At 66.5% G+C, this 13,162-nt stretch carries 11 protein-coding genes and 1 riboswitch; of the genes, 5 read left to right on the plus strand and 6 right to left on the minus strand.

The features are described from left to right. Positions 1-315: 315 nt before the first annotated feature. The 3 genes from DBR23_RS06040 to DBR23_RS06050 all read right to left on the minus strand — a co-directional run bounded on the left by DBR23_RS06040 (position 316) and on the right by DBR23_RS06050 (position 2,617). Positions 316-1,194: a DUF6279 family lipoprotein gene (locus DBR23_RS06040; RefSeq protein ID WP_108497628.1), complete on the minus strand. Its 879-nt coding sequence runs from the start codon at positions 1,192-1,194 to the stop codon at positions 316-318. A 175-nt stretch (positions 1,195-1,369) separates the two neighbouring features. Further along, positions 1,370-1,585 (minus strand): hypothetical protein, encoded by a 216-nt coding sequence (locus tag DBR23_RS06045; RefSeq protein ID WP_015015343.1) that lies wholly within the window; start codon positions 1,583-1,585, stop codon positions 1,370-1,372. An 87-nt stretch (positions 1,586-1,672) separates the two neighbouring features. Further along, positions 1,673-2,617 (minus strand): LysR family transcriptional regulator, encoded by a 945-nt coding sequence (locus DBR23_RS06050; protein ID WP_108497636.1) that lies wholly within the window; start codon positions 2,615-2,617, stop codon positions 1,673-1,675. A 179-nt stretch (positions 2,618-2,796) separates the two neighbouring features. On the opposite strand from DBR23_RS06050, the gene DBR23_RS06055 reads away from it, so the two are divergent. From DBR23_RS06055 to DBR23_RS06065, 3 genes are all read left to right on the plus strand, one after another. Further along, positions 2,797-3,993 (plus strand): acyl-CoA dehydrogenase, encoded by a 1,197-nt coding sequence (locus DBR23_RS06055; protein WP_015015345.1) that lies wholly within the window; start codon positions 2,797-2,799, stop codon positions 3,991-3,993. Positions 3,994-4,102: 109 nt separating this feature from the next. Beyond that, a complete protein-coding gene (locus DBR23_RS06060; protein WP_108497629.1) occupies positions 4,103-5,377 on the plus strand; it encodes a CaiB/BaiF CoA-transferase family protein in 1,275 nt (424 codons plus the stop codon). A gap of 335 nt (positions 5,378-5,712) precedes the next feature. Continuing rightward, entirely contained in the window at positions 5,713-7,314 is a 1,602-nt protein-coding gene (locus tag DBR23_RS06065; protein ID WP_108497630.1) for a methyl-accepting chemotaxis protein, read from the plus strand. A gap of 89 nt (positions 7,315-7,403) precedes the next feature. Here DBR23_RS06065 and DBR23_RS06070 read toward each other — a convergent pair whose 3' ends face one another. The 3 genes from DBR23_RS06070 to DBR23_RS06080 form a co-directional block, all read right to left on the minus strand. Continuing rightward, the gene (locus DBR23_RS06070; protein WP_056066768.1) at positions 7,404-7,952 is read right to left on the minus strand and encodes a 6,7-dimethyl-8-ribityllumazine synthase; all 549 of its coding nucleotides are present in this window, start codon (positions 7,950-7,952) and stop codon (positions 7,404-7,406) included. Between the two features lie 150 nt (positions 7,953-8,102). Continuing rightward, positions 8,103-8,272: riboswitch (FMN riboswitch) on the minus strand. Positions 8,273-8,409: 137 nt separating this feature from the next. Next, positions 8,410-8,895: a hypothetical protein gene (locus tag DBR23_RS06075; RefSeq protein WP_108497631.1), complete on the minus strand. Its 486-nt coding sequence runs from the start codon at positions 8,893-8,895 to the stop codon at positions 8,410-8,412. 115 nt (positions 8,896-9,010) lie between these two features. Next, a complete protein-coding gene (locus tag DBR23_RS06080) occupies positions 9,011-9,985 on the minus strand; it encodes a LysR family transcriptional regulator (RefSeq protein WP_108497632.1) in 975 nt (324 codons plus the stop codon). 156 nt (positions 9,986-10,141) lie between these two features. On the opposite strand from DBR23_RS06080, the gene DBR23_RS06085 reads away from it, so the two are divergent. Further along, positions 10,142-11,149 (plus strand): TRAP transporter substrate-binding protein, encoded by a 1,008-nt coding sequence (locus DBR23_RS06085; protein WP_108497633.1) that lies wholly within the window; start codon positions 10,142-10,144, stop codon positions 11,147-11,149. A gap of 70 nt (positions 11,150-11,219) precedes the next feature. After that, positions 11,220-13,001, plus strand: coding sequence for an IlvD/Edd family dehydratase (locus DBR23_RS06090; protein WP_108497634.1), 1,782 nt, complete (start codon positions 11,220-11,222; stop codon positions 12,999-13,001). Positions 13,002-13,162: the final 161 nt, after the last annotated feature.

Genomic DNA, 13,162 nt, shown 5'->3' on the forward strand with positions numbered 1-13,162 from the left:
CCGCCGCAAGGCGTGCCGGTTCGATTCCGGCCCCGGGCACCACAGTCAACAAGGCCGGTAGCTTCCATGAGCTATCGGCCTTTTTGCTGGGCCAGCCGCTGTGGCGGCGGCATGTGATTTCTGCACACCTCCACACCCAGCCACCGCCATGACCGCCCAGGATCTGATCGCGCACGCCACCGTGCTGGCCTACCGGCTGGCGGGTTATGCCCTGCAGAACATGGCCGAGGATGCGGCCCTGCTGGCGATGATGTTCTGCTGACCTTCGCGTCGCGGCAGCAGCCTTTGCGCTTCGCCCCACCCTCGCGCTGCACATCAGCGCGCAGCCAGCAACAGGAAGTCCTGCTCATAACCCTTGAGCGATTGCGCCGCACGCAGCCGGTGCGCAGGCGTCATGGCGTTGTGCAGGCGCGCAAACCCCTCGCAGCCCTCGGCCACCAGCGCTTGTGCGTAGCGCTGGTAGGCGACGTCCGGTGACGTCACCACGCGGTCCAGAAAGCCGAGCATCAGCGTGCGGGCCTGGGCGGTGTTGCCACGGTCGGCCTGGATGCTGCGCAGCACCTGCACCAGGTCTTTTTGCCGGCGCACGCGCTCGGCGTAGGTGCGCTGCGGGTCGAAAGCCGACTGGGCGATAAAGGCGCGCAGCACGGCCTTCTGGGGTTCGTCAAGCGCGCCATAAAAGGTTTCGAGCCGCGACGAGAGGTCCTTGAAGCGGCGCTCGCGCATCTTGTCGGGCGATGGGTCCAGCCATTCGGATTTCCAGTCAGCGTTGCTGTCGGCCTGCTTGCGCTCCAGATTGCGGATCTGCGCCTCGGTCAGCTGCGAGGCCAGCCACACCACCTTGGGCTCGGCCTGGGCCAGCACCTTGTCCAACTGTGTACGTGCCTCGTCATAGATGCGGCAGGCCTGCTCAGGGGTGATGGTGGCTGGCAACTGCTGCTGCACCTTTTGCAACAGCTCGGCATGCTGGGGCAGCATGGTGTCGCGGTGCCAGCGGTGCAGGTCGCCCAGGTCGCCACGCACGCGCTCCGTCTGCGCGTCCGACAGATCAAGGTAACGGTTCAGTTGCCAGTACGCCAGGTGGGGCACCTGGTTGTACGCCAGCCGCACTGTGCTGCAACCCGCCAGCAGCACACCGGCAACGGCCAGCGCGGCGATGCACAGGGTGGTGCGCAAACGGGACAAAGAGGGCACGGCGGCTCCAGACAAGGGGAATGGCACAGGATAGGCCCAACGCTGCACACGGCGGGCACAGGGCCCGGATACCCCAGCCCTCGCACCAGGATTTAGCCAAAGGCACCCACCCGCACGGAGGTCCCACGCCACACCCTGCGACGGATGCGCACAAGGGGCCGGCTGACGCGCGGGGTCAGTTGTCCTGTCGCCGGATCAACTGGCGGCCACTGGCGGTGATGGCCAGCTCGCCACCCGTCCCCTTGGTGATGAAGCCCCATTCGAGCAGTCGCCCGGAGACATGGTCTTTGAGCGCATGGGGCAGCGTGATGACTTCGCCCATTTCAAGCTGCTTCAGTGTTTCGATCTCATCCACCGTGGGATCGAAATGCGGAGCGTGGTAAGTGGTCATGGGGGTCGCTCTCCAACAAGGTTGCTGAATGAAAGACAGACTTCCGCGCAACCAGATTAGTTCACCGCCCGGGTGGACGCAAGCGCATCAACCCGCCACCGGGGCGCCCGCCGCCTCGGCCATCTGCTGCAGCCAGCGCGCAAACGTGGCCAGCACCGGCGGCTGTGCCTGCGTGGGGCTGATGAGGTAGTACGCGCGCTCGCCGCGCAGCGGGCGGTTGCAGGCCACCACCAGCTCGCCACTGGCAAGCTCTGCCTCGATGAGCAGCGGCGGGATCAGCGCCACGCCCATGCCGTGCGTGGCGGCCACGGCCAGCATGGAGAACAGCTCGTAGCGCGGGCCATCCAGCGCATGCGGCGCATCCACCCCTATGGCATCGAACCACTGGCGCCAGCCATACGGGCGCGTGCTTTGCTGCAGCAGCGGCATCTCAGCCAGCGCCTCAGCCGCCACGGGCTGGTGGGCGCGGCCCCGGCCCCGGGGCGCGGCGGATTCGAGCAGGCGCGGGCTGCACACGGGCACCACGTCTTCATGCATCAGCAGCTGGGCCTGTACGCCGGGCCAGTTGGCGACCTGCTCGGGCGTGCCCGCGTACAGCGCGGCATCAAACGTGGTGTCGGCAAACAAAAAAGGCCGCGTCTGCGTGTCGATGTGCACCACGATGTCGGGGTGCGCTTGCGCCAGCTGCGGCAGGCGCGGGATGAGCCAGCGCGTGGCAAAGGTGGGCACCGCCGCCAGCGTGATCGTGCCGCCCTCGCCCTGGTGGGCCATCACGTCCAGCGTGTCGCGCTCCAGCCCTTGCAGCCAGCGCGCCACCTGGCGGCCATAGTGCGCGCCCGCAGGCGTCAGCACCACGCCGTGGCGCGTGCGGCGGAACAGCGCCACGCCCAAAAACTCTTCCAGCGCCTGGATCTGGCGCGACACCGCGCTTTGGGTGAGCGACAGCTCCTGCGCGGCGCGGGTGTAGCTCTCGTGGCGGGCGGCCACTTCAAAACAGGCCAGAGCCTGGGTCGATGGAATGTTGCGGCGCATGATGAAGAGGAACTTGTGAAGAAGCCACCAACCCTTGATGCTGGCTGCGGCAAGTATTCCATACATTCCATAAACGCATGTCTGGATGAAAAGAACTCGCTTGCGGGCCACCATCCCAAAGCCTACGATGCGTTCCAGATTCGTTTTTTCCCTCACCCCTTTCCGACCTGGAGACACACATGGCCCACGCCGCTTTTCAATGGGATGACCCGTTCCTTCTGAGCCAACAACTGACCGACGACGAGCGCGCCATCCGCGACGCCGCCGCCGCCTATTGCCAGGACAAGCTGGCCCCCCGCGTGCTGGACGCCTTCCGCCACGAAAAGATGGACGTGAGCATCTTTCGCGAGATGGGCGAAGTGGGGCTGCTGGGCCCCACCATCCCCGAGCAGTACGGCGGCCCCGGCCTGTCGTATGTGGCCTACGGCCTGATCGCCCGCGAAGTGGAGCGCGTGGATTCGGGCTACCGCTCCATGGCCAGCGTGCAGTCGTCGCTGGTGATGGTGCCCATTTATGAATTCGGCAGCGAAGCCCAGCGCCAGAAGTACCTGCCCAAGCTCGCCAGCGGCGAGTGGATTGGCTGCTTTGGCCTGACCGAGCCCGACCACGGCTCCGACCCCGGCAGCATGGCCACGCGCGCCTACAAGGTCGATGGTGGCTACAAGCTCAAGGGCAGCAAGATGTGGATCACCAACAGCCCCGTGGCCGACGTGTTCGTGGTCTGGGCCAAGGAAGTGTCCGAAGGCGGCGCCGTGGGCCCCATCCGCGGCTTTGTGCTGGAAAAGGGCATGAAGGGCCTGACAGCCCCCGCCATCCACGGCAAGGTGGGCCTGCGCGCCTCCATCACCGGCGAGATCGTGATGGACGACGTGTTCGTGCCCGAAGAAAACGCCTTCCCTGAAGTGCAAGGCCTCAAGGGCCCCTTCACCTGCCTGAACAGCGCGCGCTACGGCATCGCCTGGGGCGCCCTGGGTGCGGCCGAGTTCTGCTGGCACACGGCCCGCCAGTACACGCTGGACCGCAAGCAGTTTGGCCGCCCCCTGGCCGCCAACCAGCTCATCCAGAAGAAGCTGGCCGACATGCAGACCGAAATCGCCATCGGCCTGCAGGCTTGCCTGCAGTTCGGCCGCATGAAGGACGCGGGCACGGCCAGCGTGGAAGGCACCTCCATCATCAAGCGCAACAGCTGCGGCAAGGCGCTGGACATTGCCCGCCTGGCGCGCGACATGATGGGCGGCAACGGCATCAGCGATGAGTTTGGCGTGGCCCGCCACCTGGTGAACCTGGAAGTGGTGAACACCTACGAAGGTACGCACGATGTGCACGCGCTGATCCTGGGCCGCGCCCAGACGGGCATCGCCGCGTTCGCCAACTGATCGGCCTGCGCCCCGAAAACCGGCAAAAACACCGCCTTTGCGGTGTTTTTGCCTTATAGCGCTAGTCAATCATGCGCTGACAGCTATCAATTTCATAGTACACCACACCATGACCACCCCCTCTACCTCCCCCGGCGCCCTCGCAGGCATCAAGGTGCTCGACCTCTCCCGCGTGCTGGCCGGGCCATGGTGCACGCAGATCCTGGCCGACCTGGGCGCGGACGTGGTCAAGGTGGAGCGCCCCGGCGTGGGCGACGACACGCGCCAGTGGGGCCCGCCCTTCTTGAAAGACGCCGAGGGCAACGACACCAACCAGGCCAGCTACTACACCGCCTGCAACCGCAACAAGCGCTCGGTCACCATCGACATGGCCTCGCCCGAGGGGCAAGCGCTCATCAAGCAGATGGCGCAAGAGGCGGACATCGTGGTGGAGAACTTCAAGGTCGGCGGCCTCAAGCAATACGGTCTGGACCACGAGAGCCTGCGCGCGCTCAACCCCCGCCTCATCTACTGCTCCGTCACCGGCTTCGGGCAGGACGGGCCCTACGCCGAGCGTGCGGGCTACGACCTGATGGTGCAGGCCATGACGGGCCTGATGAGCATCACCGGCCAGGCCGACAGCCAGCCCGGCGGCGGCCCGATGCGCGTGGGCGTGGCCGTCATTGACCTTTTCACCGGCCTGTATGCCAGCAACGCCATCCTGGCCGCGCTGCACGTGCGCGACAACGCCACCAATGGCACCGGCCAGGGCCAGCACATCGACATGGCGCTGCTGGACGTGGGCATGGCGGTGCTGGCCAACCAGGCGTCGGGGTTCCTCGCCACCGGCAAGGCGCCCGGCCGCATGGGCAACAGCCACCCCAGCCTCGCGCCCTACCAGGACTTCCCCACGCAGGACGGCAACATGCTGCTGGCCATTGGCAACGACGGCCAGTTCCAACGCTTTTGCGCCGCGGCCGAACAGCCCCAGTGGGCCAGCGACCCGCGCTTTGCGACCAACACCCTGCGCGTGCAAAACCGCACCGCGCTGATCCCCGCCATGGAAGCCGTGACCCGCACGCGCACCACGACCGACTGGATCGCGCTGCTGGAAGACAAGGCCGTGCCTTGCGGCCCCATCAACACCATTGCCCAGGCGTTTGACGACGCGCAGGTGCAGGCCCGTGGCCTGGCCGTGACGCTGCCGCGCTGGAAGGACGGCGAGGCCGCCACCGACAACGTGCAGCAGATCACCGGTGTGGCCAGCCCGCTGCGCCTGTCGGCCACCCCACCCGTGCTGCGCAATGCGCCGCCGGCACTGGGCCAGCACACCGACGAGGTGCTGCGCGAGATGGGGCTGGACCCAGCGCGCATCGCTGCACTGCGGGCCAGCGGGGTTTTGTAGCCAGACCCTCGCGGCATCGGCCTGCGCCATGCCCTGACCATGCACGGCCTTGCCCTCACCGGCAAGGCCGTTTTGTTTGTGCTGTCTGCATTGCATCGCCCCCTGGCGCTTATCTGGCTTGCGCTATCCGCTGTCCATCGGATGACAAAGCGAGCGACTGACGGAGCCCGCTTGCCTCGGCCCCACGGCAAAAAAGACATGTACAAAAAATTACATCCGTCTCCATAATCCCAAAGACACCCTGTCTGCGGCCCCGCGCACGGCGCGCCGCTGGACCAGGGTGCTGGGCCCATGGCCCAGCACTGCGGCGTTTCTGGACCCTCAAGGAGTTCCTCATGAAGCTCAGCCTCAAGCTCCCCCTGGCATTCACCGTGTCGCTGCTATTGCTGTTTGCAGCGGCCCTGTTTGGCATCAGCCGCCTGAACCAGGCGCTCGACACCTATCAGACCACCGTGGCCCAAAGCTTCGAGCACGAGCGCATGGCTGCGGGCATGCTCAACAACTTCAAGGTGCAGGTGCAGGAGTGGAAAAACGTGCTGCTGCGCGGCAAGGACCCGGCCCAGCTCACGCGCTACTGGGCGGCGTTTGAAAAGCAGGAACAGGCCATCAAGGACGAGGCGCAAAAGCTCGTGGCCGCCCTGCCCCCGGGGGAGGGCCGCGAACGCGTGTTGCAGTTTGCCCAGGCCCACGAACGCATGGGCACCGCCTACCGCAAGGGGTTTGAAGCCTTCAAGGCGGCCGACCACGACCCGCAAGCGGGCGACAAGGCCGTGGCGGGCATGGACCGCGAGCCCTCACAACTGCTGGACCAGGCGGGCGACCTGATCGCCAAGGCCAGCAGCGCCGTGGCCGAACGTGCCGCCGCCACTGCGCAGCGCGCCACCACCATCAGCCTGGTGGTGATGCTGGTGGTGTGCGCGCTGGGCATAGCAGGCGCCATTGCCTTCAGCCGCACCGTGGTGAACCCGCTGGACAACGCGGTGCGCGTGTCGCAGGCCGTGGCCAGCGGCGACCTGACGGTGGCGCGGCACGTGCAGGGCAAGGACGAGATCGCACTGCTGCTCAATGCCTTGCACGACATGCAGATCAGCCTGTCGCACGTGGTGAGCAATGTGCGCAACAACGCCGACAGCGTGGCCGCCGCCAGCACCGAAATCGCACAGGGCAACAACGACCTGAGCGCCCGCACCGAACAGCAGGCCAGCGCGCTGGAGCAAACATCGGCATCGATGGAAGAACTCAGCTCCACCGTGCAGGCCAACGCCGAAAACGCGCGCACCGCCAACCAGCTGGCCGTGAGCGCCAGCACCGTGGCCGTGCAGGGCGGTGATGTGGTGGCCGAGGTGGTGACGACCATGAAGGGCATCAACGACAGCAGCCGCAAGATCGCCGACATCATCAGCGTGATCGATGGCATCGCCTTCCAGACCAACATCCTGGCGCTGAACGCGGCTGTGGAAGCTGCCCGCGCCGGCGAACAAGGCCGGGGCTTTGCCGTGGTGGCGGGCGAGGTGCGCAGCCTCGCGCAGCGCAGTGCCGAGGCCGCCAAGGAGATCAAGACCCTGATACACGCCAGCGTGGAGCGCGTGGAACTGGGCACCACGCTGGTGGACAAGGCGGGCGCCACGATGAACCAGGTGGTGAGCGCCATCCGTCGCGTGACAGACATCGTGGGCGAGATCAGCGCCGCGAGCAGCGAGCAAAGCGCCGGTGTGGCCCAGGTAGGGGACGCCATCACCGAAATGGACCAGGCCACGCAGCAGAACGCAGCGCTGGTCGAACAGAGCGCCGCCGCCGCCGACAGCCTCAAGGTGCAGGCGCAGCAGCTGGTGCAGGCAGTGGCGGTGTTCCGGCTGGCAGACACCGACGCCAACACCCCCAGACAGGCCAGCATGCCCACGCCGGGCCATCACCAGCCCCGGTTGGCCGCAGGCTGAAGCGGAGCAGCCATTTCAAGCCTAATCGGCTTGAAGCGCTAGTGCATCATGTGCCAACAGCTACATAAATAGTAGCAACTGGCGCCTTCTCAGGCTTCAGCCAGCGCAGGGGTTGCCTGCTGCACGGTGGCCAGCGTGGGCGAGGCCAGCTTGCGCAGGTAGGCCATGGTCTGCAGGCAGGCCTGGGCCACCTCGGTGCCCTTCTTCACAAAATGCTCGCGGAAGAAGCGCACGTGGTCCTCGTGGTCGTGGAAGTCGCGCGGCGTGAGCACGGCCGACATCACGGGCACCTCGGTGTCGAGCTGCACGCGCATCAGGCCGTCGATGACAGCGGTGGTGACGAACTCGTGGCGGTAGATGCCGCCGTTGACCACCAGCGCACAGGCCACGATGGCGTCGTAGCGCCCGCTGCGCGCGAGCTTGCGTGCCAGCAGCGGAATCTCGAACGCGCCGGGCACATCGAACAGCGCCACCTGCGCGGGGGGCAGGCCGTGGCGGTCAAACTCGGCCAGGGCCGCGTCGCGGGCCTGGTGCACGATGTCCTGGTGCCAGCTGGCACTGATGATGGCCACGCGGGCGCCACGGTGGGCGGCGACGGGAGCCAGGGGGGAAACGGAAGGTGAAGAAGACTGATTCATGGGTTCCTCAGAACAGGGTTGGCCAGAATCAGGGCGCGCGCGAGCACGGCACCTGCACAGGGCGGCGCAGGCCCTGCGCCATGCCAGCGCGCAACAAAGCACGCAGGCAAACGCCGAGGGCCCAGCCACCCATGGCAGGAGCTGTGGGTTTCGCGATCTCTTTCATCCGGACTGTGACCGTCGGCTCTGGTTTCGCACCAGATCTGCTGACCCTGCAGGCCGATCCGAAGAACGGCACCGCAGGCGCTCGCGGGCTCTTGCGGGCTTTTCAGCCAACAAATACCGCCGGTGGGGAATTCCGCCCCGCCCTGAGAACGCTGTCGGCCCCGAAGGTCATCCGGGGCCGACGGGTGGGATTTTAGGCGGCGGGCACGCAGTACGCCGTCGCGCAGGCGATTGCCTGCACTGGCAGTGCCGGTTTCTGCGGCTGTGGGCTGTATTGAATGCCGAAGTCTGCTCAGCGCACGCGCTGAAACCCGCCTTCGGCCCAGGCCGCTGCGCTGGCGGGCGTGAGCTTGAAGGTGGGCGGCGCGGACGCACGCGCCAGTTCCTCACCCAGCTCGTCCTCTGCGCTCAGCGTGGCCGTGGCGCCTTCCTCATCGGGCACGATGGCCAGCGCCACGCGCAGGCGCTGGCCGTCTGCGGTGGTGATGTGCACGCTCTTGTTCAGCTGCGCATGCAACTGCTGCTCATGGCGGCGCACCACTTCGCTCGCGGTCTTGACCAGGGTGTGGAAGGCCGACACATCGAGCGGCTTGGGGTTCTTCTTGTCGCGTCCCATGGTCCAGGGGCCCACCAGTGCGGGTTCGGCCTCGCCCTTCAGCGTCATGGACACGGCCCAGCCATCGTCGTCTTCGTTCTTGATGACCTGCGCCGTCCAGCGCCCATCGCTCCAGCAGCGGGGTTCCTGGATGGTGTCGGGCGTGTCGGGTGCGTCGGTCATGGAGAAAAAGGCCTGGGTTGCGGGAAAGGGCGCAGAGCATAACGGCAGGGCCTGGTCGCCCCAATTTCCAATAACCATTGGTTATCGAAAGAGGCCATGCATAGCGCGGGCCTGGTCACTCCCCCACAACGTCCGGCGCCACACCCGCCGTGTCGCGCAACACCTCGATGAAGGCCTGCGCCGAGGGGGTGGGGGCCTCACCCAGGCGGGTAATGAGGCCATAGCTGGGCATGCGGTTGGGCAGCTCAACGGGGATGCGCGAGAGCAGCCCCCGATCCACATATTTCTGGATAAGCGCGGCGGGCTGCAGCGACATCATGTGCGTGGCGTTCATCAGCTCCAGCGCAAACAAAAAGGAAGGCGTCTCCACCACCCCGGCCGTGAGCGCCAGGCCCGCGCCGCCGAACAAGTCGTCCGACACCTTGCGCACGGCCGTGGAGGCGGGGTACAGAATCCACGGCCAGTGCGCCAGCTCGGTCAGCGACAGGTCGGTGGCACCGCGCAGCGGGTGGTGCAGCCCGCCCACCACATGCAGCGGCTCGGCGGACAGGTGCTCGTAGTGGAACTGGCTGCGCTGGTCCTCGGTGGTGAAGCGGCCGATCATCAGGTCGATCTTGCGCTCGGCCAGCCAGGCGATGAGCTGGTCGCTGCTCTGCTCCAGGATCTTGATGACCAAGAGGGGCCGCAGGCGCTGGATCTCCACCACCGAGGCCACCAGCACATGCGCGGCCGAGCCGGTGATGGCGCCCACCGTCACATGGCCGTGGCCGCCCTGCTTGAGGGCGTTGAACTCGTCGACAAACTTGCGCTGCCCATCGAGCGCCGCGCTGGCGTAGCGCAGCGTAAAAAGCCCCAGCTCGTTGGGCCGCATGCCGCGCGAAAGGCGGTCGAACAAGCGCGCCTCCAGGATCTCCTCGATGTCCATGAGGATCTTGGTCGCCGCAGGCTGCGTGACATGCATCTGCTCGGCCGTCAGCCGCAGGTTGCGCGTACGGCCCAGGATGTCCAGAAACTGCAAATGCCGAAAGCGCAGCCGCGCGCAGGCCTGCGCCAAAGACAAGGGTTTACCCGGAAATTCGTCTGGACTCATAAGCGTTTGGAATGGATTGTCGCAAAACATTCAGTGGACCCGCCGGGGCACGAAACCTACCCTTCGCTCTGCGTCGATAACGGCTGGCCCCAAAAAGCCGCAGGCGCCGGAGGCCTCGCCAGCGGGGTCCCGCCATTCCAACGGAGACAAGACACCATGCAATTCAAGACCCTCGCCCTGGCTGCCGCTTTGCTGGCCGCCCTCGCCGCCCCCGTCTCGGCCCAAGTCAAGGAACACACCTTCAAGGTCGGCATCGGCCTGAGCGACGACCACCCGCAAGCCCAGGCCGTGCGCCACTTTGCCGAGCGCCTGCAGGCCAAGAGCGGCGGCAAGATGAACGCCAAGCTGTTCGCCAGCGGCGCCCTGGGCAACGACGTGAGCATGACCTCGGCCCTGCGCGGCGGCACGTTGGAGATGACGATTCCGGACTCGTCCACGCTGATGTCGCTGATCAAGCCCTTTGGTGTGCTGAACCTGCCACTCACCTTCAACACCGAGGCAGAAGCCGACGCCTTGCTCGACGGCCCCTTCGGCCAGAAGCTGCTGGCCATGCTGCCCGACAAGGGCCTGATCGGCCTGGGCTTTTGGGAAAACGGCTTCCGCCATGTGACCAACTCGCGCCGCCCCATCAACACGGCCGATGATCTGGCAGGCCTGAAGCTGCGCGTGATCCAGAGCCCCTTGTTCCTCGACACCTTCAACGCGCTGGGCACCAACGCCACGCCCATGCCGTTCACCGAGCTGTACACCGCCATGGAACAAAAGGCCGTGGACGGCCAGGAGAACCCGCCCGCCACCATCCTGGCCAGCAAGTTCTATGAAGTGCAAAAGCACCTGGTGCTGTCGCGCCACATGTACAGCGCCTGGGTGCTGCTCATTTCCCAGAAGACCTGGGACGGCCTCTCGGCCGACGAAAGGAAGATCGTGCAAGAGGCCGCCCGCGAGGCCACGCTGTTCGAGCGCAAGACCATCCGCGCCTTCAGCGAAACCGCCCTGGGCGAGCTGAAGAAAGCCGGCATGCAGATCACCGAACTGCCCGCCGCCGAACAGGCCAAGCTGCGCACCAAGCTGCAGCCCGTGCTGGCCAAGTACGGCAAGGAGTTTGGTGAAGAAACCACCAGCGAAATGATGGGTGAGCTGGCCAAGGCGCGGGGCAGCAAGTAAGCGCTTGGTTCGTTCCCCAGGGCGCAGCTTCTGGCTGCGCCCAGCCCCTCTTTTGCGACGCCCCGACCCCATGACCCAAACACCCCGCCGCCCCTTCCGCTCCCGCGAATGGTTTGCCGCGCCCGAGCGCTCGGACATGACCGCGCTGTACCTGGAGCGGTTCATGAACTACGGGCTCACGCCCGAAGAGTTGCGCTCGGGCCGGCCCATCATCGGCATTGCGCAGACGGGCAGTGACCTGTCGCCCTGCAACCGCATCCACCTGGACCTTGCGCGCCGCGTGCGCGACGGCATCCGCGATGCGGGCGGAATTCCGATGGAGTTCCCCGTGCACCCCATCTTTGAAAACTGCCGGCGCCCCACGGCCGCTCTGGACCGCAATCTGGCCTACCTGGGGTTGGTGGAGATCCTGTACGGCTACCCCATCGATGCCGTGGTGCTGACCACGGGCTGCGACAAGACAACGCCCGCGGGCATCATGGCGGCATCCACGGTGGACATCCCGGCCATCGTGCTCTCGGGCGGCCCGATGCTGGACGGCTGGCACGAAGGGCAGCTGGTGGGCTCGGGCACCGTGATCTGGCGCAGCCGTCGCCAGTTGGCTGCAGGCGAAATCGACGAGGAAGAATTCTTGCAGCGCGCCTGCAACAGCGCGCCCTCGGCCGGGCACTGCAACACCATGGGCACGGCCTCCACCATGAACGCCGTGGCCGAGGCGCTGGGCCTGTCGCTGCCGAGCTGCGCTGCCATTCCGGCACCGTACCGTGAGCGCGGCCAGATGGCCTACGAGACCGGGCGGCGCATCGTGGAGATGGCGTACGAAGACCTGCGCCCCTCGCGCATCCTGACGCGCGAGAGCTTTCTGAACGCGCTGTCAGTGGTGAGCGTGGCGGGCGGCAGCAGCAACGCGCAGGTGCACATCATGGCGATGGCGCGCCACGCGGGCGTGCAGCTGGACGCGCAAGACTGGACCGACCACGCCTACGACCTGCCGCTGTTGCTGAACATGCAGCCTGCGGGGCAGTTCCTGGGCGAGCGCTTCTTCCGCGCAGGCGGCGTGCCCGCGCTGATGTGGGAGCTGCAGCAGGCCGGCAAGCTCCATGCCGATTGCGCCAGCGTGACCGGCAAGACGGTGGGCGAGAACCTGCAAGGCCGCGAGACCCACGACCGCGAGGTGATCCGCCCCTTCAGCAACCCGCTCATGCACAAGGCGGGGTTCATGGTGCTCAGCGGCAACCTGTTCGACTTCGGGATCATGAAGACCTCGGTGATCTCCGAAGCCTTTCGCCAGCGCTACCTCAGCCAGCCGGGCGCGGAAGGCATCTTTGAAGCCCGTGCTGTGGTGTTTGAAGGTGCGGACGACTACCACGCCCGCATCAACGACCCGGCACTGAACATCGACGAAGGCTGCATCCTGGTGATGCGCGGCGCGGGCCCCATCGGCTGGCCGGGCTCGGCCGAGGTGGTGAACATGCAGCCGCCCGATGCGCTGATCCGGCGCGGCATCAACACGTTGCCCACGCTGGGCGACGGGCGCCAGTCGGGCACGGCAGACAGCCCTTCCATCCTCAACGCATCACCCGAAAGCGCCGTGGGCGGGGGGCTGAGTTGGCTGCAAAGCGGCGACACGATCCGCATCGACCTGAACACCGGGCGCTGCGATGCGCTGGTGTCACCCGAAGAGATCGCGCGCCGACAGCGCGACCTGCCCGCCCCACCCGTGCCCGCGAGCCAGTCGCCCTGGGAGGCGCTGTACCGCGAGAAAACAGGGCAATTGGCCGATGGCGCCACGCTGGACTTTGCGCTGGAATTTCAGCGCATCTCCGAAAAGACGCCACGCCACAACCACTGACAACGAACGGGTAGGCCACTGGCGCCTTCCCGGACTTTTTCGAAGGACTCTCCATGAACAACATGACGGCAGCGGCAGTTGCCGAACGGGCCCGTGCGCCCCAGGCCGCATTGCAAGTGCTTCCCGACGATGGCGTGCAGGGCACGCTGGTGGGCCGTGTG

The sequence above is a fragment of the Acidovorax sp. HMWF018 genome (assembly GCF_003061035.1).
GTDB lineage: Bacteria > Pseudomonadota > Gammaproteobacteria > Burkholderiales > Burkholderiaceae_C > Acidovorax > Acidovorax delafieldii.